The 21,893-nt window shown below is 72.3% G+C and carries 19 protein-coding genes; 12 read left to right on the top strand and 7 right to left on the bottom strand.

Features of this window, described 5'->3' with window-relative positions:
* The first annotated feature begins 394 nt into the window (after positions 1–394).
* Both AB0F04_RS15020 and AB0F04_RS15015 read left to right on the top strand, forming a co-directional pair.
* Positions 395–1,078, top strand: a complete 684-nt coding sequence (locus AB0F04_RS15020; protein WP_362041451.1) for a hypothetical protein — start codon at positions 395–397, stop codon at positions 1,076–1,078.
* 44 nt (positions 1,079–1,122) lie between these two features.
* On the top strand, positions 1,123–1,602 hold the full coding sequence (locus AB0F04_RS15015; RefSeq protein ID WP_362041448.1) for a MarR family transcriptional regulator: 480 nt from the start codon (positions 1,123–1,125) through the stop codon (positions 1,600–1,602).
* Here the strand turns inward: AB0F04_RS15015 and AB0F04_RS15010 are convergent.
* The gene (locus AB0F04_RS15010) at positions 1,599–2,804 is read right to left on the bottom strand and encodes an MFS transporter (RefSeq protein ID WP_362041445.1); all 1,206 of its coding nucleotides are present in this window, start codon (positions 2,802–2,804) and stop codon (positions 1,599–1,601) included. The two genes, AB0F04_RS15015 and AB0F04_RS15010, sit on opposite strands and share 4 nt — an antisense overlap.
* 88 nt (positions 2,805–2,892) lie before the next feature.
* On the opposite strand from AB0F04_RS15010, the gene AB0F04_RS15005 reads away from it, so the two are divergent.
* From AB0F04_RS15005 to AB0F04_RS14995, 3 genes are all read left to right on the top strand, one after another.
* Positions 2,893–3,876 carry a winged helix-turn-helix domain-containing protein gene (locus tag AB0F04_RS15005; RefSeq protein WP_362041443.1) on the top strand — a complete coding sequence of 328 codons (984 nt, stop codon included), beginning with the start codon at positions 2,893–2,895 and terminating at the stop codon, positions 3,874–3,876.
* Positions 3,877–3,885: 9 nt separating this feature from the next.
* Positions 3,886–4,389 (top strand): glutathione peroxidase, encoded by a 504-nt coding sequence (locus tag AB0F04_RS15000; protein WP_362041440.1) that lies wholly within the window; start codon positions 3,886–3,888, stop codon positions 4,387–4,389.
* Between the two features lie 77 nt (positions 4,390–4,466).
* A complete protein-coding gene (locus tag AB0F04_RS14995) occupies positions 4,467–5,345 on the top strand; it encodes a MerR family transcriptional regulator (protein ID WP_362041437.1) in 879 nt (292 codons plus the stop codon).
* A 108-nt stretch (positions 5,346–5,453) separates the two neighbouring features.
* Here the strand turns inward: AB0F04_RS14995 and AB0F04_RS14990 are convergent, their stop codons facing one another.
* The 3 genes from AB0F04_RS14990 to AB0F04_RS14980 form a co-directional block, all read right to left on the bottom strand.
* Positions 5,454–5,645: a DUF397 domain-containing protein gene (locus AB0F04_RS14990; protein WP_030849723.1), complete on the bottom strand. Its 192-nt coding sequence runs from the start codon at positions 5,643–5,645 to the stop codon at positions 5,454–5,456.
* Between the two features lie 196 nt (positions 5,646–5,841).
* Positions 5,842–6,699: a helix-turn-helix transcriptional regulator gene (locus AB0F04_RS14985; RefSeq protein ID WP_362041433.1), complete on the bottom strand. Its 858-nt coding sequence runs from the start codon at positions 6,697–6,699 to the stop codon at positions 5,842–5,844.
* 257 nt (positions 6,700–6,956) lie between these two features.
* A complete protein-coding gene (locus tag AB0F04_RS14980) occupies positions 6,957–7,712 on the bottom strand; it encodes a GPP34 family phosphoprotein (protein WP_362041430.1) in 756 nt (251 codons plus the stop codon).
* 234 nt (positions 7,713–7,946) lie between these two features.
* Here AB0F04_RS14980 and AB0F04_RS14975 point away from each other — a divergent pair, with 234 nt between their 5' ends.
* A complete protein-coding gene (locus AB0F04_RS14975) occupies positions 7,947–10,778 on the top strand; it encodes a D-alanyl-D-alanine carboxypeptidase (protein WP_362041427.1) in 2,832 nt (943 codons plus the stop codon).
* A 162-nt stretch (positions 10,779–10,940) separates the two neighbouring features.
* Positions 10,941–12,821, top strand: a complete 1,881-nt coding sequence (locus tag AB0F04_RS14970) for an MFS transporter (RefSeq protein WP_362041424.1) — start codon at positions 10,941–10,943, stop codon at positions 12,819–12,821.
* A gap of 3 nt (positions 12,822–12,824) precedes the next feature.
* Here the strand turns inward: AB0F04_RS14970 and AB0F04_RS14965 are convergent, their stop codons facing one another.
* Positions 12,825–13,664, bottom strand: a complete 840-nt coding sequence (locus tag AB0F04_RS14965) for a hypothetical protein (RefSeq protein ID WP_362041421.1) — start codon at positions 13,662–13,664, stop codon at positions 12,825–12,827.
* A gap of 85 nt (positions 13,665–13,749) precedes the next feature.
* Here AB0F04_RS14965 and AB0F04_RS14960 point away from each other — a divergent pair, with 85 nt between their 5' ends.
* The 4 genes from AB0F04_RS14960 to AB0F04_RS14945 all read left to right on the top strand — a co-directional run bounded on the left by AB0F04_RS14960 (position 13,750) and on the right by AB0F04_RS14945 (position 19,389).
* Positions 13,750–14,535 carry an SDR family oxidoreductase gene (locus AB0F04_RS14960; protein ID WP_362041418.1) on the top strand — a complete coding sequence of 262 codons (786 nt, stop codon included), beginning with the start codon at positions 13,750–13,752 and terminating at the stop codon, positions 14,533–14,535.
* 126 nt (positions 14,536–14,661) lie between these two features.
* Positions 14,662–16,233, top strand: a complete 1,572-nt coding sequence (locus tag AB0F04_RS14955; protein ID WP_362041415.1) for a sodium:solute symporter family protein — start codon at positions 14,662–14,664, stop codon at positions 16,231–16,233.
* A gap of 187 nt (positions 16,234–16,420) precedes the next feature.
* The gene (locus AB0F04_RS14950) at positions 16,421–17,113 is read left to right on the top strand and encodes an ABC transporter ATP-binding protein (protein ID WP_362041412.1); all 693 of its coding nucleotides are present in this window, start codon (positions 16,421–16,423) and stop codon (positions 17,111–17,113) included.
* Positions 17,110–19,389, top strand: a complete 2,280-nt coding sequence (locus tag AB0F04_RS14945) for an ABC transporter permease (RefSeq protein WP_362041409.1) — start codon at positions 17,110–17,112, stop codon at positions 19,387–19,389. Before AB0F04_RS14950 ends, AB0F04_RS14945 begins: the two co-directional genes overlap by 4 nt.
* A gap of 42 nt (positions 19,390–19,431) precedes the next feature.
* Here AB0F04_RS14945 and AB0F04_RS14940 read toward each other — a convergent pair whose 3' ends face one another.
* Positions 19,432–20,547: an ADP-ribosylglycohydrolase family protein gene (locus AB0F04_RS14940; RefSeq protein WP_362041406.1), complete on the bottom strand. Its 1,116-nt coding sequence runs from the start codon at positions 20,545–20,547 to the stop codon at positions 19,432–19,434.
* Positions 20,548–20,704: 157 nt separating this feature from the next.
* Here AB0F04_RS14940 and AB0F04_RS14935 point away from each other — a divergent pair, with 157 nt between their 5' ends.
* Positions 20,705–21,226, top strand: coding sequence for a GNAT family N-acetyltransferase (locus AB0F04_RS14935; RefSeq protein ID WP_362041403.1), 522 nt, complete (start codon positions 20,705–20,707; stop codon positions 21,224–21,226).
* Positions 21,227–21,458: 232 nt separating this feature from the next.
* Here the strand turns inward: AB0F04_RS14935 and AB0F04_RS14930 are convergent, their stop codons facing one another.
* On the bottom strand, positions 21,459–21,848 hold the full coding sequence (locus AB0F04_RS14930) for a hypothetical protein (protein ID WP_362041400.1): 390 nt from the start codon (positions 21,846–21,848) through the stop codon (positions 21,459–21,461).
* Positions 21,849–21,893 lie beyond the last annotated feature (45 nt).

Here is a 21,893-nt window from a genome sequence, read left to right as displayed (position 1 = left end):
GTAAGGCCTGGGGCCCGCCGTCGTCGTGTGCCGCGCCGCGGGGGCTTGTCGCGCAGTTCTCCGCGCCCCTGGGGTGGGAGCGGTGCCGGCCGTTACCCGTCCGGGGCGGTCAGGTGGGCGTAAGGCCTGGGGCCCGCCGTCGTCGTGTGCCGCGCCGCGGGGGCTTGTCGCGCAGTTCCCCGCGCCCCTGGGGTGGGCGCGGCGCCGGCCGTTATGCGTCCGGGGCGGTCAGGTGGGCGTAAGGCCTGGGGCCCGCCGTCGTTGGCTGCCGCGCCGCGGGGGCCTGTCGCGCAGTTCCCCGCGCCCCTGGGGTGGGAGTGGTGCCGTCCGTTATGTGTCACCCGTCCGGGCCGGTTGTCTCAGTCGTCCGCCCTCCCCGCGCGATAATTAGGGCATGGCCGCCCCTCCTCCCGTCTCCGAGCCCGTTGGGCGGCTGCTCGGTGATCTGGTGGCGGTGGGGGAGGAGTACTCGCTCGTTCTCGCCGGGAGCTGCGCCGTGCTGGCGCACGGGCTGGTGGAGCGGGCCGGGCGGGATCTGGACGTGGCCACCGAGCACCCGGCCGCGACGGAGGTCGTCGCGGGCGCCGTCCGGAGCGGACTGGTCGGACGCGGCTGGCTGGTGCAGACCCTGGAGGCCGGGCCGTTGTCCGCCCAGTTCCTCGTGACCGACGCGCCGAGCGGCGTGGAGTGCGAGGTCGCCCTGCGCAAGGAGGTGCTGTGGCGCCCGCCCGTGGTGACGGAGCTCGGGCCGGCGCTCGCCCTCGACGACCTCGTCGGCACCCGGGTGCGGGACCTGGCCGACCGCGGGCTCGCGCGCGACCTGGTCGACGTGCACGCCGCCTCGGCCCGCTGGAGCCACCCCGAACTGGAGGAGCTGGGCCGCCGCCACGCTCCCGACACCTTCGACCTCACCGACCTCCAGGCCCGGCTGACCGGCACGGACTGGCTCGACGACAGGGCGTTCACCGTCCACGGCGTCGACGCCGCCGCCGTCGCCGGGCTGCGCCGCTGGGCTCAGGAGTGGGCCGACGACATCGCCGAACGCCTCATCGAGGGCGGGGCCCCGGACGAGGAGTGACCCGCAGCCCCGCACGGCGACCTACCGGTCGGTACCCTGACCCGATGGGGAACGGGGCAGCCGGGCAGGTGGGGGTCGTCGCCGCGCTGGTACGCATGGCGTTCCTGGTCGACGGTGTGTACGCGGAGGCCGGGCGGTCGTACGGGCTGACGCCGCAGCAGGGGCAGTTGCTGTGTGTGCTGCTGGATGGGCCCTACGGGATGAGCGAGTTGGGCGAGACGCTCGGGCTGGCGAAGTCGAGCCTGACCGGGCTGGTGGACCGGAGCGTACGGCGGGGGCTGGTGCGGCGGGAGGCCGACCCGCGCGACGGACGGGCCGTGCGGGTCGGGCTGACGGACGAAGGTGCCGCACTCGCCGGGAAGTTCCACGCCGAGACCTGCCGTCGTGTGGAGGCCCTGCCGTCCGGGCTGAGCGGTTCCGAGCGGGACCGGCTGGCCGTCCTGCTGTCCCGGGTCGTGGTGGACAACGAGGTCCCCGAAGTGTTCGCGGAGGCCACGAAGGCCCAGGCCCCCGGCGCCGGCTAGCGGGCTCCCTCCCCGGCCGGTCGGCGGACCTCCCCCGTCCTGCGTTCCTCCCGCTTTCCCGCGCGCATCAGCAGCGACGTCACTCCGGCCGAAGCCACGGCCATCACCGTCATCGCCGTGGCGGCGGACGTGAGTTGGGCCACCGACCCGGCGAGGACCGCCGCCACCCCCTGCGTCGTGAGCATCCCCGCCGAGTGCAGGCCCAGGGCGTGTCCCGTGAGCCCGCCGGGCGTGAGGGCCACCAGGCGCTCCTGCTGCACGAGGCTCGCGCCGAACCCCACGGAGGCCAGCGTGACCGCGGCTGCCGCGAGCGGCAGCGCCGGGTGCAGGAGGAACGGCACGTACGGGAGGGCCAGGAGCAGCAGGAGCGGGAAGCCCAGCCGGTGGCGACGGCGCGGCGGGAGCACCCGGCCGACCAGCACGTCCCCGGCGAGCATGCCCAGCGCGGCGCACGCGAAGAGGATGCCGGCGGAGTCGGGGTCGTAGGAGACGAAGAGGGATTCGCAGCCGACGACCAGGCCGTTGGGGATCCACAGGGCCAGGTAGACCTGGCGACGCGGCGGGGCGGACCAGAGCAGCGCGTTGGCGCGCCAGGTCGCCCCCACCGAGGGGCGGCCCGCGGTACGGGGCGGGCGGCGGGTCAGGCCGAGGCGGACGACGACGGCCGCCAGGACGTACAGGGCGGCCGCCGCCAGCAGGGACAGCCGTGGGGACAGCAGGGCGACGAGGGCGCCGCCGGCGGCGTAGCCGGCGATCTGCATCAGGCCGCTCATCATGTTGAACACCGAGCGGCCGAGCAGATAGCCGTCCTGGGAGAGCATCTCGTTGAGCAGGCCCCAGCGCACTCCCCCGCCCACGGACTCCACCAGCCCCTTGGCGAAGACGAGCGCGAGGACCGTCCAGACGGGCAGGCCGGGCAGGGCCAGGGCGGCGGTGGCCGCGGCGAAGAGCAGGGGCAGGGCCGTCAGGGCCGCGCGCGGGGGCATCCGGTCGGCGGCGGAGAGCAGGAACGTCGCGCCCAGCACCTGCACCAGCGACGAGCCGAACATGCTCACCGCGGACAGCAACGGTGATTCGGTCGCCCGGTACACCAGGACGCCCAGGGCGAGTCCGCCCATGGTCTGGGCGACCGTCTGCGCCGACGCGGCCAGGAAGAACGGGCTGAACTCGGGTGTGCGGAACAGATCGCGGTAACTGCGCATACGCGGAGTCTTCGACGCCCCTGCGCGCGCGGATATTGTTTCGCGCAGACGCGAAACCTCGTGAAGGGGACCGGCGGGAGGGGGGCCCGTGGGCTGGTGGCAGGTCAACGCCGACACCCTGGCGGGGAGCCGGTTCGTCATCTCGCCGTTCGCCGAGGCCTTCGCGAGTCTGCGGCTGCTCCAGACGGCCGAGGCGGCGCACCCCGGTGAGCGGCGGTGGCTCGACGCCCATCTGCCGGCCTATCGGCGGCGGCTGGCCGGCGACCCGGTGACCGCGGAGCTGATCCGCGCCGGGATCGGGCGCGAGTGGACGGCGGACTTCCTCTCCCCCACCCCGCGTGACGGTGAGTCCTTCGAGCAGGGCGTCGCGCGCGTGGGGGCGGCGGACCCGGACGCGGCCCGCGCCGACCTCACCGTCTCCCTGGACGGCCCGGTCCCGGCCCTGCTGCACCGGGGTGATCTTCCCGAGCGGGCCGCGGACCTCCTGACGTACGTCTGGACGTCGTCCGTGCTGCCGTACTGGCCGCACCGCCGACGCGTCCTCGAAGCCGATGTGGTCGCTCGGACCGCGCAGGTCAGCCGGGGCGGCTGGGCGAGTGCGCTGGACACGCTGCGGCCGGGGACGCAGTGGCTCGGGGAGAACCGGCTCCAGGTGAACGCGCGCGCGTACCCGCCGCGCGAGCTGTCCGGTGCCGAGCTGGTGTTCGTGCCCATCACGACGCAGCGCATCGGCTGGGTCGCCTGGGAGGGCACGGACCGGTACGCGCTGGTCTACCCGTGTGCCGGGGCCCTCGCCGACCCCGGCGGCAGGCCCGTGCCCACGAGCCTCGGCGCGCTGCTCGGCCCGGCCCGCGCCGGTGTGCTGGTCCGGCTCGGGTCACCGCTGAGCACCAGCCAGCTGGTCGCCGTGACGGGGCAGGGCCTCGGCTCGGTGGGCCGGCATCTGCGGGTGCTGCTGGACGCCGGTCTCGTGGAGCGGCGGAGGGCCGGCCGGTCGGTGCTGTACTCGCGGACGGCGGCGGGTCAGGTGCTGGTGGAGGCCGGCAACCGGCCCGGCACCCGGCGGAGCTAGCATCCGCTCATGACGACCAGCAACGGTTCCTCTCCCCTCGACGTCGAGATCGGTGCGCTGCAGGGCGGTCCCGCCGACCTGTCCCAGTACGCGGGCAAGGCGGTGCTCGTGGTGAACGTCGCCTCGAAGTGCGGCCTGACCCCGCAGTACACGGGCCTCGAGAAGCTCCACGAGCAGTACGCGGCGCGCGGCTTCACCGTCCTCGGCGTGCCCTGCAACCAGTTCCTCGGGCAGGAGCCCGGCAGCGCCGACGAGATCGCCGAGTTCTGCTCGGCGACCTACGGTGTGACCTTCCCGATGACCGAGAAGGTCGAGGTGAACGGTGAGGGGCGGCACCCGCTGTACGACCGCCTGACCGGCTTCGCCGACGCCGAGGGTCACAGCGGGGACGTCCGCTGGAACTTCGAGAAGTTCCTCGTCGGCCGGGACGGCGAAGTCGTGGCCCGCTTCTCGCCGCAGACCGAGCCGGACGCGCCCCAGGTCGTGGCGGCGATCGAGGCCCAGCTGGCCTGAAGCCGGGCCCGCGGGGCGTTGACCTTGCCCCTGGGTCAGGCCCGAGTGTTCTCGTCGTCGGGCGGAGAAGCCGCCCGGTGACGGAGGATGCCGCGGTGGACGGACCGGACCAGGAACTGCTCACCATCGGGGCGTTCGCCGCCCGCGCCCGCCTGTCGGCGAAGGCCCTGCGGCTGTACGACCGGCTGGGGCTGCTGGCCCCGGCGCATGTCGACGAGGCCACCGGCTACCGCTACTACCGCGCCGGCCAGGTCGAACGGGCCCGGCTCGTGGCGATGCTGCGGCAGCTGGACATGCCGCTCGCCCGGATCGCCGAGGTGGTCGGGGCGGGCGACGGGCCCGCGGCGGCCGGGCTGCTCGGTGCCTACTGGGCGGACGTCGAGGCGCGGGTGGCGGCGCAGCGGACGCTCGCCGAGTACCTCCGTGGACGACTGTCGGGGAGGAGCTCCGAGATGTACGGGAAGTTCACGGTCGAGACGGTGGAGATGCCCGCCCAGGTGGTGATCTCCGAGAAGCGGCACACGCTGGCGGACGAGCTGCCGGCGTGGATCGGGGCGGCGCTGGGCCGGCTGGAGGAGGCGGCCCGGGAGTGCGGGGGCATGGCCGGAGTGCCGTACGTCGCCTACCACGCGGAGGTGTCGATGGAGAGCGACGGCCCCGCCGAGGCGTGTGTGCCGGTGGCCGACGAGGCGGCGGCCCGTGCCTGGGCGGAGCGGCGGGGCCGGGCGTGGGAGACGACGGTGCGGGTGGAGCCGGCCCGGCGGCTCGCGTACACCAGGATCACCAAGGCGCAGGTGGCGCACCCGCAGATCCTGGCGGCGTTCGAGGCGGTGGAGGAGTGGATGGCGGCGCGGGGGCTGACGGCGACCGGGCCCTGCCGGGAACTGTACTTCGCCGACTGGGAGGCGTCGGGGCCCGGGGACCCGGTGTGTGATGTGGCGTTCCCGGTGAGCTGATCTCCCTCGCGGGGGCCTCCGGGCACCAGCGGAGCCCTCTCGGCTAGGACGGCGATGCTGGTCGAGAGGGCTCTGGCGGTGGTGCTTGTGGAGCTGCCGATCGCGGGGTCAGGCCTTGACCGAGGCCACGAAGGCGTTCCACGCGTCGGCGGGAAACGCGAGCTTGGGGCCCTCGGGGACCTTGGTGTCCCCGAGCTCGAGGGCCTCGTCGACGGTCGACCTGACCATCACGCACGCGCCGTTGTTGTTGGTGTAGGAGGAGGTCGTCCACGTTTCCGTGGCGCCCAGACGAATGGCCATGTTCGCTCCGTTGCGAGTTCCGTTTACGCCAACCTGTGCTGGTGGTTGGCGTGATCGACGCTACTCGCCACCTTCCTCGTTCGGCGCAGCCATTCACTCGACCGGATGGCATATTCCAGGGGAGTCTTCCAGCGGGCCTGCCAGGGGTGTAGCATCCCGCGCCTCGTCCGTCGGAAGGTCATCCTCCGGTTCCGGCTCAGCGCGCGTACTCCTTCGCCACGCGCTCGATGAGCTGCCGGGACTGGTCCACGTTCAGCGACTGGGCGCGCAGGTGCTCGTACATCACCGTGTACTTCTGCACGTCCAGCGGCTTCTCCAGGTACAGGTCGCTGGTGACGCCCTCGATGTAGACGACGCTCGAGTCGGCCGCGTCGGCGAACTCCAGGATCGAGTACTGGCCGTTGATGCCCGCGTGCGCGCCGACCTCGAACGGCAGGACCTGCACGGTGATGTGGGGCAGCTGCGACATCTCGATGAGGTGCTCCAGCTGTTCGCGCATCACCGGCCGGCTGCCGACGACCCGGTGCAGGGACGCCTCGTCCAGGACCACCCACAGCCGCAGCGGTTCGGTCTCGGCGGTGATCCGGCCCTGGCGGCGCAGCCGCACCTCGACGCGCTTGTCGTTGTCGGCCTCCGACGCCTCGGGCGAGCCGCCGCGGATGATGGCCTCGGCGTACGCGCGGGTCTGCAACAGGCCGGTGATGATCTGGGGTTCGTAGACCCGGAGCGACTCGGCGTCCGTCTCCAGGCCGATGTAGACGCTGTACGGGATGTCCCCGAAGGCGTGCCACCAGCCCTGCTGCCGGGAGTCCTTGGCCATCTGCATCAGCGATTCGACGATGCGCTGGTCCTCGACCTCGTAGACCCCGCACAGGTCGCGGACGTCGCGCTGGCTGATGCTGCGCCGGCCGTTCTCCAGCCGGCTGATCTTCGACTGCGACACCAGCAGCCGCTCCGCCACCTCTTCGGCCGTCATGCCCTTGAGCTCGCGGAGCCTGCGGAGCTCCTGGCCCAGCCGGCGCCGCCTGACGGTGGGATTGACATTGGACGCCACGGGACGTGCACCTCCGGCTGCGTGCCTCTACTTTGCGTGTCTGCTGTTGAGCAGACTGCCACCAAGGTGCTTACTACCGCTGGGAAACGGTGGATATGCGACGGGTACACGCCAGTTCGGGCATCGTGCACGGCACGCCGAGCGGGGCGGAGAGAGTGTGCGCTCTCTCCGCCCCGCTCGGACAGCGGCTCCCGTGACCGGGTTCGTGGGTCCCGTGGTGCGTGCCGGTCGTAGGTCGTGCGGGCGCGGCGCGCGGCTCAGTGGGCCACGGCGCGCGCCATGGTTCCGTGGCGCGGCTGCATCGGAACGCCTCGGGCGGGTTCCGTTGCGGGCCTGCTTCCGCCGACCGCCGGACGGCCGGGCGGTGCCGGGCTGCGGCGCGGCTGGGCCGCGACGCCGTTCTGGACGTCCATCACCGCGTGCGCGACGAGACCGCCCATGGGGTCGTGCCTGATCAGGTCCCTGAGCCGGGAGCGAGAGGAACGTCCCTCGTTGCCCGGGTACAGGTGCTTGCCGAGGCCGACCGCGTGAGCGAGGGCGGCGAGTGCCGCGGTCCGCGGGTCCGGCGGTACGCCGGTGCGGATCGCGGAGTCCAGACGGGACCTGATCTCCCGGCTGATCTCGGTGTCCGTCGCCTGGTAGCGAGTCGTCGGCAGCACTCCGCACATCTGGCCGACCACGGCGTGCACCATGCCGCACCGCTCCAGATGCGAGAGGTAGGTCTGGCGCAGCCCCAGTCGCGGCCCGCCAATCCAGTTCACTGCCCGCACGGGAGCGCCACGCCTTCGCAGCAACTCCAACGCGCAGTCCAACGTTGGGTCTCCAGTCGGCCGTGGTGCCACCACGGCGATACGATCCCCGTCTGGGGCTATCCGTCCGGCCAGCGCCAGCTCCACTAGCTGTGCTCCGGCCAGACCGAGGTCGAGCGACTGCGGCTGTGCGGTGGTACCCGTGGTCGGGTCCAGCGCCAGCAGCAGAAGCTCCTCCGGAAGTGTTCTGCGGCTCCTGCCCATCCATGCCTCCCCGCGTGGATGAAAGACAGGGTGACCCCTCTCACATTGGTCTGTCGAGGGTGCGTGACCGGTTCGTAGTGGAACCAGTAGGTATGTCGTTCTCGTCTACCGGATGGGTTTGGCCCGCGCACAGGACACTGGTACATGGTTCGGACAGCGCCGGGCGGTGTCACGGGCGGCGGTTCACGGTTCGGTACGCGCACGCGGGGAGTGCGGCGCGAGGAGGAGGCATCGGTGGCGGGCGAGTCCCCCGACAGGTCGAAGCAGCGCGAGTCGTCGGCACGAGAGACGTCGGGGAGCGCGAGTCCGGTTCCGGAGGCCAGGAGCAAAGCCGCCGACCCGCGGCTCGCGGTGGCCCGGGACGCGGAGAAGTCCTCGGCACGAGGCGGCGCCGATACGGCGACCCGTGTGCTGTCCACGCGGACGGCGGAGGAGCCGAAGAACTCCGGGCGGCCCGCGAGCGACTCGGACGCGGAGGGGGCTGCCGGCGACTCGGACGCCGAGGGGTCCGGGAGCGGTGGGTCCTCCGACGGCGAGGGCGGTGACGGGCGGCTGCGGGATGCCGTGGCCGCGTGGGTCGCCTCGGCGGACGGTGAGAAGGAGGCTGCCGCCGAGAGCGACGACGAGGATCCTGCGGCCGAGCGCGCGCAGAAGCCCGGGAGGGCGGATGCCGGGGCCCAGGAGGCCGGGAAGGCCGACACGGGCACCCGGGGCGGTCGGGAGGCACCCGAGGGCCCGGGAGAAGGCGCGGGCGCGTCCGCGGGCCCCGACCGGGGCGACGAGGACGACGCGGTGGCCGCGGAGGCGGCGTCCGAGGGCTCCCAGACGGGCCAGGACGACGCCGACGAGCCCGAGGCGGACCGTTCCGCCACCGCCGGGACCGACACCGGGTCGAAGGCCTCCGACGCCGAGCCCGAGGCGAAGACGGCCGACGCCGACGCGAAGGTGACCGACACCGACGCGAAGGTGACCGGCACCGAGGACGAGACCGGGTCGAAGGCGGCCGACACCGAGGACGGCGCCGACGCGAAGGCGACCGACGCCGAGGACGACGCTGCCGAGCGGACCGGCGACAACGGCCGCGCGCCCGCCGACCCTCGGGTCTCCGCCGGCTCCAAGGCCGCACCGAAGGCGGCCGACGCGAAGACCGGCGACGCCGCGACCGCCGACGATGTCGAAGCCGTGGAGGACGAGCCCTCGGCCACCGGCACCCCGGAGGCCGAGCCCGGCACGGGCAAGGCCCCGAAGCCCGGCGGTACCACGGCCGCCTCCGCGGACAAGCCCGAGACCGGCAAGGCCTCGAAGCCCGGCGAGGTCACCGGCACCCCCGACGCCACCGGCACCCCCGCGGACAAGCCCGGCACCGGCACGACCCCGAAGAGCGGCGAAGCCGCCGGCAGTGGCTCCGCCGCGGACGACGCGCGCGAAGACGGCGACGCCCCCGCCGAGCCCCCCGTCGACCAGCCCACCGCCGTCTTCAAGGTCCAACGGCCCCCGGTCGATCAGCCGACCACCATGCTGAAGCTCGGGGGCGCGGCCAAGGACCTTCCGAAGTCGGACCTCCCGAAGACGGCCGCCCCCGCGACGGACGGTCCGAAGAAGGCTGCTCCGGAGAAGGCCGCTGCAGAGAAGGCCGCTCCGGAGAAGGACGCCGAGCGGACCAGCAAGTTCGTCGCGCTCAAGCACCTGGACGACCCGGCGACCAGGAAGCCGCCCGCACCGCCGGAGGCCACCGCGCCCGTCCCCACCGTCGGCCCCGAGCGGACCACGCAGCAGCCGCTGCCGCCCAAGCCGCCGCTGGACCTGCTGGCCGAGCTGACGAACACCCCGCCGCCCCCGGACACCCCGCTCCGCACGGCGGCCCGGCGGGTGAAGATCTGGACCCCGCTGGTGCTGCTGCTGGTGGTCGTCTTCGCGGTCGTGCAGAGCGTGCGCCCGCTCCCCACGCCCACCCTGGAGCTCACCGCCAAGGACAGCTACACCTTCGAGGGCGGCAAGGTCGACATCCCCTGGCCCGCCGACGGCCAGGCCGCGCTGGACGTCCAGGGCATCGGCACGTTCGGGTCCTCCGGCGAGCAGAAGCCCGTCCCGATCGCGAGTGTCGCCAAGGTCATGACCGCCTACCTCATCCTGCGCGAGCACCCGCTCAAGAGCGGTGAGGACGGCCCGAAGATCCTCATCGACCAGACCGCCGAGGACCAGTCCGACGCCGGCCAGGAGTCCACCGTCGACGTCACCAAGGGCGACAAGATCACCGAGCGGGAGGCCGTGGAGAGCATCCTGATCGCGTCCGCGAACAACGTCGCCCGGCTGCTGGCCCGCTGGGACGCGGGGTCCGAGAAGGGGTTCGTGGCGAAGATGAACGACGCCGCCAAGGACCTCGGCATGAAGAACACGACGTACACCGACCCGTCGGGCCTGAACAACACGACCGTCTCCACGGCCGTGGACCAGGTGAAGCTCGCCAGGGCCGCCATGCAGCAGCCCGCGTTCCGCGAGGTCGCGGCGATGATGTCGTACGTCGACTACAAGGGCACCAAGCACGACAACTGGAACCGCCTGGTCGGCTCCAACAACGTCACCGGCATCAAGACCGGCACCACCACCTCGGCGCTCGGCAACCTCGTCTTCGCGGCCAAGAAGGACGTCGACGGCGAGACCCACCGGATCATCGGCGCGGTCGTGCGCCAGCCCGCCGGCGGCCCGGACAACACGATCCTGGGCGCAGCGCTGCACGAGGGCGACAAGCTGATCCGGGCCGCGCAGGGCGCGCTGGAGTCGGCGACGATCCTGAAGAAGGGTGACGTCGTCGGGTACGCAGACGACGGTCTCGGCGGCAAGACGCCGGTCGCCGTCACCGAGGACGTCACGGCCGTCGGCTGGGCGGGCCTGTCCGTCAAGCTGACGTTCGCCGGGGACGACCTGCCGCACACGGCCAAGGCCGGTACGAAGGTCGGCACGCTCACCGTCGGTGACGGCACCACCAGTGCCGTGAAGGTCCCGGTCGCCCTCCAGAAGGACCTGACGGAGCCGGGCTTCGGGGCCAAGCTCACGCGCATCGGCTGACCCGCGGCGCGACCCGCACCACCGCACCCCGCCGGTAACGGCCCGTCCGGGCGCCGCCCGGCGGGGTGCGTGCTAGCGTCCCGAACCGGGACAGGTCGCCGCTCGCGCCGGCGCGGCGGCGGAAGTCGCAAACAGAAGACGGGACACGGGGAGTGCCTTCGAGTGGCCACTGCGGAGCCGACACGCGCAGACGACACCGAACCGGGCTCGGTATCAGGCCCGCGAATACGCCTGCCCGAAGCACCGGAAGGCAGCGGGCCGGACGCCGACGCGCCTGAAGGCAGCGCATCCGGAACGAACGGGCCGGGCTTCCAGTGGCCCGCCCCCGTCCTGGCCCTGCGCGAGCGCATGCTGCGGCACCCGGTCCTGTCCGTCACGGGGCTGGCCGCGGCGCTGCACGTCCTCTGGTTCTTCACGTTCGCGAACAGTGGTGGCGATCTGGCCGCGCAGGACGCGTGGGCCGAGTTCGTCGGCCGGCACCCGGACTCGGCGTACAACCTCGCCTGGTACGGCGGGATGCACCCGGTGTCGTACAGCGTGGTGTCGCCGTATCTGATGTCGGTGCTCGGCGTGCGCACCACGATGATGATCGCGGGGACGGTCTCGGCCGGTCTGCTGACCCTGCTCCTGCTGCGCAGCCGGTCCGTCCTCAACCCGCTGTGGGCGTCGCTGGCGGGCGTGTTCGGGCTGTTCTGCAACGCGGTGTCGGGGCGTGTGACGTTCGGTCTCGGCATGATGTTCGCGCTCGGCGCGGTCGCCGTCGTGTTCTGCTGGCCCTACCGGTGGCGGTACAAGCGCTGGGCGAAGGCCCTGAGCGCGGCGCCGCTGGCCGCGCTGGCCACCATGGCGTCGCCGGTGGCGGGCCTGTTCGTGGGCCTGGTGGCGGTGGCGCTGTTCCTGCAGAAGCGGCGGCCGGGCGCGTGGGCGCTGGGCCTGGCGCCGACCGCGGTGGTGGCGGTGTCGGCGTGGCTGTTCCCGTTCTCGGGCACGCAGCCGATGGTGTTCGGCTCGGTGCTGCTGCCGCTCGCGTTCTCGATTCTCGCCTACGTGCTGGTGCCGCGGGAGTGGAAGACGGTCCGGCTCACGGCCGCGGTGTACGGCCTCGGGGTCGTGCTGGTGTGGCTGATCAGCTCCCAGATCGGTTCGAACATCACCCGGCTGGCGATGCTGTTCGCCGGGGTCGCGCTGGTCGCCGCGCTGCCGTTCACGGTGCCGCGCAGCCGCAAGTGGTACGCGGCCGTCGTGGCGCTGTGCGGTTTCGGGGTGTGGATCGGCTTCAAGACGGTCGACGACATCGTGCACACGGCCCCGGCGGCGTCCTGGTCGCGTGAGCTCGCGCCGCTCGTCAACGAGCTGCAGCAGGTCGGCGCCGAGAAGGGCCGGGTCGAGGTCGTCCCCGCCCGCTCCCACCGGGAGGCCTCCGCGCTCGCCCCCTACGTCAACCTGGCCCGCGGCTGGAACCGCCAGGCCGACATGGAGCGCAACCCCCTCTTCTACGACGACACGCTCAACTCGGCGAACTACCACGAGTGGCTCAAGCGCTGGGCGGTGCACTACGTCGTGCTGCCGAAGGGCGAGCCGGACGGCGACGGGGGGCAGCGGGAGCGGGCGCTGGTGCAGCGCGGGCTGCCGTATCTGACGCAGATCTGGGGCAACGACACCTGGCAGCTGTTCAAGGTGACGGCGCCGACCCCGCTGGCCGAGCCGAACGCGGTGGTCGACCGGGCCGAGCAGGGCGAGATGATCCTCCAGGTGAAGAAGCCGGGCCGGATCCTGGTGCGCATCCCGTACTCGCCGTGGCTGAGCATCGTCGACGCGGAGGGCAAGAGCCTGAAGCCGCCCCAGGAGACCGAGGAGTCCAGGAACCGTCCCGAGGGCGAGCCGAAGACGTACGTGAACGTCAACGGCTGTCTGATGGAGACGGAGGAGGACGCGCAGGGCGACAAGTGGACGGAGCTGCTGGCGCCGAAGGCCGGGACGTACCGGCTGGCGGCGCCGTACCAGCTCCCGCGGGGCACGCCCTGCCCGGATGAGCTGCGCTGAGCCTCAGCGCAGCCGGTCCACGTACCGGTCCGTGCCCGGCACCGTGGGGATGAACGGCGCGACCAGTTCCACCCTGCCCAGACCCGATTCCGCCACCGCCGCGTCGAGGCCGGTGAAGCAGGGGTCCCAGCACTCCCTGGGGTCGGTCTGGAGGAACCACAGCAGCGTCAGGCGGGTGTCGACGCCCTCGACCTGTTTGACGTAGGTCATGCGGTCGCCGGGAAGGGGTGTCGGGCGGAAGAGCGTCACCAGGGCGGCCGGGGTGCCCGTCAGGCGCTTGGGGAGGTGGCGGGTGCGCAGCCAGTGGAGGAGCGGGGCGCGCTGCTCGGGGGTGTCCGCCTCGACGACCTGGAGGACCAGGCCCGCGTAGGGGTGGTCGAGGGCGTGGATGTCGCGGGGGCCGGCCGCTCCGTCGCGGTACACCGTCGCCTCGTGGTTCTGGAACGCCGTGAGGACGTGCGTGCGGTGGTGGTAGACCCGGGCGTCCCGGTTGAGGCGTGTGTTGATGGCGACGGTCCAGCGCATGTGGTCGTCGTAGCGGCCGTCGGTGATCCAGTAGGTGGAGAGGTAGCAGCCGGCGGTGACGGGCTGGGCGACGGCCGACTTCTCGGGGTAGCGCAGCAGCTGGAGGTCCCGGGTCGCCACCCAGCGGCGGCCGGCCTGCATCCAGGGCATGGCCATCGCGCCGGCGTAGTAGTGGTCGTCCTCGTACCAGCGGTTGTAGGCGTACTCGTGGCCGGGGTGCGGCTCGACCATGGTGATGAGGGCGTGTCCGGGGTGGGTGCTGTAGGGGCCGACGGCGGCCAGTTCGGCGTACTGCGCGCTGCGGGTGTCCTCGCTCATGGCCTTCCCCTTCGTCGGTGACTGACCCATACTCTGACGCTCCGTCAGATAGAGCGCCAGGGTTCCGGTCCGGGGAGGTCCTGCCATGTCACTGCTCGCGGGGAAGACGGTCGTGGTGTCGGGGGTCGGGGCCGGTCTCGGGCGGCAGGTCGCGGCGGCCGTCGTGCGGGACGGCGGGCGGGCCGTGCTCGGGGCCCGTACGGAGGCGAGCCTGGCGAAGACGGCCGCCGAGGTCGATCCCGGCGGGGCGCACACCGCGTACCGGGCCACGGACATCCGTGACGAGACGCAGTGCGAGGCGCTGGCCCGGCTGGCGCGGGAGCGGTTCGGCGGGATCGACGCGGTCGTGCACGTGGCCGCGCTCGACAGCTACTTCGGCGGGCTGGAGGACGCCGACTTCGAGTCCTGGCGGTCGGTCCTGGATGTGAACCTGCTGGGCACGCTGCGGATGACGCGGGCCTGTCTGCCGTCGCTCAAGCAGGGCGGCGGTTCCGTGGTGTTCGTGGGGACGCAGTCGGCGGTGGCCGCCCCCTCGCAGGTGCGGCAGGCGGCGTACGCGGCGTCGAAGGGGGCGCTGACGAGTGCGATGTACTCGCTCGCGCGCGAGCTCGGACCGCACCGGATCCGGGTCAACACCGTGCTGCCGGGCTGGATGTGGGGGCCGCCGGTGCAGGCGTACGTGCAGTTCGCGGCCCATTCCGAGGGTGTGCCGGAGGCGGCGGTGCTGGAGCGGCTGACCGAGCGGATGGCGCTGCCGGAGCTGGCCACGGACAAGGACGTGGCCGACGCGGTGGCGTTCCTGGCGTCGGACAGGGCGCGGGCGATCACCGGACAGTCGCTGCTGGTCAACGCGGGAGAGCTGATGCGTTGAGTTCATGTGCATGAACTGCAACCAGCACACAGAACTTCTTTACCTCCCTTTGACTCAACGATCACTTGTCGTGTCCACGCGGCAGCGCCCACGATGAGCGCCGGGCTGATCCCTGGGAGGGCGCACATGAACGGTCTCGACTGGGCCGTGCTCGTCGGCTACTTCGCCGTGATGGTCGCGATCGGCGTCTGGTCGCACAAACGGGTCGACAACGTCAGCGACTTCTTCACCGCCGGCGGCAAGATGCCGTGGTGGCTCTCCGGCATCTCGCACCACATGTCGGGCTACAGCGCGGTGATGTTCACCGGGTACGCGGGCATCGCCTACACCTACGGCGTCACGTCCTTCGTCACCTGGTCCTTCCCCATCGCCCTCGGTATCGCCATCGGTTCGAAGCTGTTCGCCCCGCGCATCAACCGGCTGCGCTCCCGGCTCCATGTGGCCTCCCCGCTGGAGTACCTGAAGAACCGCTACGACCTGAAGACGCAGCAGGCGCTGGCCTGGTCCGGAATGCTGCTGAAGATCGTGGACGTGGGCGCCAAGTGGGCCGCCATCGCCACCCTGTTGTCGGTCTTCACCGGGATCTCCCTCAACCAGGGCATCCTCATCACCGGCGGCATCACGGCCGTCTACTGCACGATCGGCGGCCTGTGGGCGGACGCGCTGACCGAACTCGGGCAGTTCGTCATCCAGTTGCTCGCCGGCGTCGCGATGTTCGTGGCGGTCTTCGTGCGCCTCGACGACCACGGCGGCTTCTTCGGCGTCTGGGACGCACCGGAGCTCCAGGGCCACGGCAAGCCGCTGGTCGGGCCCTACGGCACGGTGTTCCTGCTCGCGTTCCTCTTCATCAAGCTCTTCGAGTACAACGGCGGCATGCTCAACCAGGCGCAGCGCTACATGGCCACGCCGAACGCCAAGGAGGCCGAGCGCTCCGCCCGGCTGTCGGCGATCCTCTGGCTGGTCTGGCCGCTGGTGCTGTTCTTCCCCATGTGGATGTCGCCGCTGCTGGTCGAGTCGCAGAAGCAGGACGGCTCGGACTCCTACGCCCTGATGACCGAACAGCTCCTGCCGCACGGTCTGCTGGGGCTGGTCATCGTCGGCTTCTTCTCGCACACCATGGCCATGTGCTCCTCCGACGCCAACGCCATCGCGGCGGTGTTCACCCGGGACTGCGCGCCGGTGATCTGGGCGCGGGCCCGGGCCTGGAACCAGAGCCAGGGCCTGCGGGTCGCCCGGGTCGCCACGGTCGTCTTCCTCGGCCTGTCCATGGCGGCGGCGACGCAGGTCAACTCCCCCGCGTTCAAGGACATCATCACGGTGGTCATCAAGTGGGTGGCCGGCCTGATGGGCCCGATGGCGATCCCGATGATGCTGGGCCTGCTGCGCGCGTTCCGCCGCTCCGGCCCCACGGCCGCCCTCGTCAGCTGGTCGATGGGCCTGTTCGCGTTCTGGCTGGTGAACTACCCGATCGACTCGCACGTCGAAGGCGGTGTGCCGCTGCAGTACCAGGTGTCGATCCCGCTGGCGGTGTCGCTGGTGTTGTACGTCCTCATCGGCTTCATCCGCCCCGAGGACACACCGGAGCGGCTGGCGCTCATCGAGAAGATCAACACGGACGGCGACGGGGCGGCGGCCGCGGCTCTCCCGGCACCGGCCGGGGCGGCGGACGAGGTGGCAGGGACGACGACCAGGGACTGACCGCTTCCCCCCTTCGTGGCACGGAGATTCCGACGCACCCGACCGACGGCGCGAACGTCGACCGTCACAATGTGTACGTCCGGGTTGTCTGCCGTGACCAGGGTTCGTTCATCCCGGACGACTTGGTGAACGAGACCACAGCTCCACATGCCGGGCCCAGGCTGACCTCCTGGGCCCGGTCGCTTCTTTGGGGGAAGCCATCAGTACGTCAGAAGTCCTGTCCGCCACGGGCGTCGACCTCTCCTACGGCGAGCAACTGGCTGTCCGTGACGCCCACCTGTCGATCTCCCGCGGGGAGGTCGCGGCCATCACCGGCCAGAGCGGATCGGGAAAGTCCTCACTGCTGTACTGCCTCGCGGGAGTGCTGCCTCCGGCGCGCGGACAGGTGAGGTTCGAAGGGCAGTCGCTCGGCGATCTCACCGACGAGGAGATCAGTGAACTCCGCCGTGAACGCTTCGGCTTCGTCTTCCAGTACGGCGAACTGCTCCCGGAGCTGACCATCGAGGAGAACACCGCCCTGCCGCTGCGCCTGGCCGGGCAGCGCAAGCGGCCCGCCCTCGCGGCCGCCGGCGAGGTCCTCACCCGGCTGGGCCTGGGCGAGCTGCGCGAGCGCCGTCCGTCGCAGGTGTCAGGTGGTCAGAACCAGCGCGTCGCCGTGGCGCGAGCCCTGGTCCACCGCCCGGCCGTCGTGTTCGCCGACGAGCCGACCGGGTCACTGGACAGCGCCAACGCGTCCGCCGTGCTGAAGGAGTTCCTCGGCCTGGCGCGCTCGCAGGGCACTGCCGTCATCCTGGTCACGCACGACCCCGGCGTCGCCGCACAGGCCGACAGCCACTACACGATGTCCGACGGAGTCCTCACCCCCCGGGGGGCGGTGTGAGGGAGCTCCTGCTCGGCCTGCGCCTGCTGTTCGGCGCGGGCCGGGGCAACCGCATCCGCTTCTTCCTCATGGCGGCCGGCGGCTCCCTCGGGGTCTGCTGCCTCGCCCTCGTCCTCACCATTCCGCAGATCCTCGACGCGCACGACGGCCGGGCCGCCGCGCGCCAGCCGCGGACCACCTCCGCCCAGTCCGCGGACTCCACTCTGCTCCTCCAGCGCACCGACCCCTACGGCTCCAAGGCGTTCACCCGGGTGTTCATCGCCAAGGGGACCGAGAACGCCGGCGAGGTCCCGCCAGGGCTGAAGGAACTCCCCGGCCCCGGCCAGGTGGTCCTCTCCCCCCGCGCCCACGACCTGCTGCGCGACCAGCCCGGCGTCAAGGGACTCCTGCCGGGGCACGAGACGGGGCTGATCGGCGCGAAAGGTCTCGCCCACCCCGACGAGCTGTTCGCCTACATCGGCACGACCCGCGACAAGATCGCCGACGACGGCCGCGCCCTGAAGGGCTGGGGATACGACTACGCCCCCTTCCCCGCCGTCGAACCCTCGACCCTGACCTACATCCGCTTCGCCCTCGGATCACTGGTCCTGCTCCCCCTCGGCATCTTCCTCTCCGTCTGTGCCCGGCTCTCCGCCGCCAGCCGTAACCGCCGCCTCGCCTCCCTGCGCCTGCTGGGCCTGAGCACCAAGGGCACCCAGCGGGTCAACGCCGCCGAGACCGTCGTCGCGGCCCTCCTCGGCGCGCTTCTCGGCCTCGGCGAGTACTGGGTCCTCAACCAGGTCATGACCCGCACCGGGCTGCCCAGCCTCAGGTGGTACCCGGCCGACGGCGCACTGTCCGCGACGACCATCGCCGTCTGCCTGATCGGGTGCCCGCTCCTCGCCTGGTTCGTCGGCCGCGCCGGCGCACGCGAAGCCGCCGCCAACCCCCTGGCGGTACGCCGCACCGCCGCCCCCAAGCGCCCCACCAAGTGGGGCGGCCTGCTGCTGGTGACCGGCGTCGGCATCGTCTCCGGCTACTGCGCCACCGGCCTCACCGACCACCCCGCCAACAGCCTCGGCCCGAACGCCATCGTGATGCCGGCGGGCATTCTGCTGACGGGCCTGGGGCTGGTGCTGACGCTGCCCCTGATCTCCTACGGCATCGCCCGCGTACTGGCGCGCACCACCCAGTCCCTCACCCTGAACCTGGCGATGCGCCGCAACGAGGTCGAGCCGGGCAGCACCATGCGCGTCGTCACCGGCCTCGTGCTGCTCGTCTTCTCCGCCTCCCTCGCCCAGGGCGTGCTCCTCCAGCTGGAGCAGGTCACCCGGCCGTCCGCTCCCGTGCAGGACAACGCCGTCCCCCTGGCCTCGCTGACCACCCGGCAGCAGAAGGAGGTCGCCGACGTACCGGGGGTGCGCGCGCACGCGGTGACGATGATGTCCTGGACCGGCCCCGACGGATCCTCCGACCAGCCCTGGGCCAGCGCCGTCGTCGCCACCTGCGACCAGCTGGCCGAACTGGTACGGCACTCCGAGGGCTGCGTGGACGGCAAGGTGATGCGGCTCAGCGACCCGAACGCGGGCACCGGCCAGGGCGCCCGCCCCGGCGACGCGCTCCCCTTCCGCCTGTCGAAGGGCGGTCGTGACACGACCCTGACCCTCACCCTTCCGCACGACGAGATCAGGTACAGCGCCTACGACCCGTCGGCGGTCCACGGAGCCGATGTGCTCGTCCCGCCGTCGGCCGTGCTCGGCGCGGGCCGGCCGCAGGGCGCGCAGTACGTCCTCACCAGCAGCTCCGACCACGACGAGGTCCGCAGGGTCCTCGACGGTATCGCCGCCGTCGCCCCGACCGTCGCGGTGGAGCCCATCGGCGTGAACATCGAGGGACTCCAGCAGATCGCCGTCCTCGAGACCCTGCTCGCCGTCGGAATGATCATGGGTCTGGTCATCGGGACCGCGGCCTTCGTCGTCTCGGCGACCGACCGGGCGGTGGAGCGGCGCCCCCAGGTCACCGCCGTCACGCTGATCGGAGCCCGGGCGCGGACGATGCGAGCCGTGCAGTGCGTGCAGGTCGTGCTCCCCCTGAGCGTCGGGCTCGTCCTGGCGCTCGTGACGGGCAAGCTCGCCGAGTCCTGCTACCTGATCACCGGGGGCAGCGAGATCTACTGGGACTCCGCCGGTCTGCCGGTGCTCGCGCTCGCGGCAGCGGGCGTGGCGGCCGTGTCCGCCGTCGGCACCCTTCCGCTCGTCGGACGGCGCATCGACCCGGAACTGATCCGCCGCGACTGATCTCGCGTGCGCAGCCGCCGACGGCTCGGCCGCGGCGCGGACTCAGGCCCTCGGATAGCGGGCGAGCCAGCCGGGGGACGAACCGCCCGGGCCGTGCAGGGCCGGGCCCTGGGTCATCTCCATCGCGAAGTCGTCGGCCAGCTCCAGCATCGTGGGACGGCCCTCCAGCTCGGCCAGCCAGGCCGGGGGGAGGGCCGTCTCGCCGTGCAGGGCACCCAGCAGGCCGCCGGTCAGCGCGGCGGTGGCGGCGGACGGGCCGTCGTGGTTGACGGCGAGACACAGCCCGTGCCGGACGTCGGCGGCGACGAGGGCGCAGTACACGGCGGCGGCGACGAGCCCCTCGGCCGTACCCGCCCCGCTCAGCTCGGCCACCCGCTCCGGGCCGGGCATACCCTGCCGCACGGCGCCCAGCGCATGCTGCAGCGCGTCCGCCACCGGCTGGTGCCCCGGCCGGGCGGCCAGCAGCCCGAGCGTGCGCTGCACGGCCGAGTCGAGGCTCTCGCCCAGCGCCAGCGCATGCACGATCACGGCGTAGGCGCCCGCCGCGAGGCAGGCCGTGGGATGGCCGTGGGTCTGCGCGGCGCACTCGACGGCGAGCTGGGCGACCAGCTGCGGTTCCCAGCCCACGAGCAGCCCGAAGGGCGCCGACCGGGCGGCCGCCTCGGGCCCGGCCTCACCGGGGTTCTTCGGCGCCTCGGGCGTCCCCATGGTCTCGTCGCCGAGCCCCAGCAGCAGGGTGCGGCTGGGGTCCCGCCGCGCGTAGAGCCACTCCTCGCGCGCCAGCCAACCGTCCTCCTTGCGCCGCTCGTCGGGCCCCCAGTCGCGCTGGGTGGCGGCCCAGCGCAGATACGCCCGGTGCAGATCGGTCGGCGGATGCCAGGCACCCGTGTCCCGTCTGACCTGGGCCCGGATCAGCCCGTCGACGGAGAACAGGGTGAGCTGGGTGAGGTGCGTGACGGCGCCGCGTCTTCCGTAGGCGGGGGCCAGGTCCACCAGGCCCTCCGCCCCGTGCGCCTCCCGGATCCCCTGGAGGGTCAGCCCGTCGACGGGCGTCCCCAGCGCGTCACCCACGGCCACGCCGAGCAGGGTCCCCCGTACCCGGCTGCGGAAGTCCTGCTGCTCCGTACGGCCCCAGACGGCGCCGGCAGTCGCACCCACCTCGACCTCCCAGGGAACCGTCCACACGTACGACGCCCAGCACTGTAATCGAACGGGGACGGGGGGTTCAGAGGCCGGAACGCCAGCCTTCACAGGCGGCTACGGACCATAGCTCTGAGCATTCGAGGGTATCGGACAGGCGTGCGAGGATCCCCGGGTGAACGATCTACACGTACGCCCGGCCGCCGAGGCCGATCTGTCGACTCTCGTCCGCCTCCGCGACGACGCGGCCCGCTGGATGCTGGCCCGGGGCGTCACGGGGCAGTGGCAGCCGGGAGAGCTCGACGAGTCCCACTTCCGCCGGGTCATGACCCACGGCGAGGTGTGGCTCGCCGAGGTCGGAGGGCACGGCGCGGGCGCCTGGGAACTGTGGTGGGAGGACGAGGCGGCCTGGGGCCCGCAGCCGCCCGTGGCCGGGTACGTGCACCGGCTCATGGTGGACCGGAGCACCGCCCCGCCCGGGACGGGCCGACACCTGCTGTGTTCCGCCGAACACCGCGTGGCCGCGGCCGGACGGACCTGCGTACGCCTGGACTGCCTGGCCGGCAACGTGCCGCTCACCACCTACTACCGGAGCGCCGGTTACCGCGTCGTGGGCCACAACGAGGGCAAGCCCCAGCCGGGCGGGACGCCCAAGTCCTTCACGCTGCTGGAGAAGGAACTCGGGCGGGCTGTCTGAGAGACGTGGCGGGGTTGCCGGACTTCCGCGTCGTCAGCGCGGTCTTGATCGATGACGGGTGGATGTCAGCCGTACCAGATCACATTGCAGACGTAGACACACGCGTGGCGTGGTACGGCCAGAAAGCCGAGGTCGAACGGCCTACCGACTCTCACCGAATCATGGCCCAGCGCTGCCAACTCGGCTGCGAGTCGCTCGACCTCCGCCACGACTCCGGGCGGCAGCCCGTCCGTCACGTACTCGGCACTCGGGTTGTACTCCCAGGACCAGTCGGTGACAGCCCTGCCTCTGCCTCTGCGGCCTCCCGCATGGTGCGGATCTCGGCGATGGCGTCGGAAGGGTCCTGCTCTCCGGCGTCCACGATCCGTTCCAGCTCCCGCAGCCGCTCGGCCCGCACGGGGTGCCGTTCGATCGCGACGAAGACCGCCCAGGAATGTACGAAGGCGCGCAGGGGGGCGAGGCTCTGGGTCTGCTGTGCGTTGGTGGTGGCCTCGAAAAGGTGCTGTGTGAGCGCGGGCAGCCGACTCGGGGCGATCCGGGCGACGGCATCACGCAGGGCGTCCGGGGTCACCTGAGGCATGGGGATCAGCGGTGCGTACGGGCCGTCGCTCTGAGCACTCACGGTGACCTCCGGTGCTGGTGCTTCGCTCCTCGTACGGTACCGGCG

Source organism: Streptomyces sp. NPDC029041, assembly GCF_040637515.1.
Taxonomy (GTDB): domain Bacteria; phylum Actinomycetota; class Actinomycetes; order Streptomycetales; family Streptomycetaceae; genus Streptomyces.
This window is presented reverse-complemented; position numbering and strand designations above follow the sequence as displayed.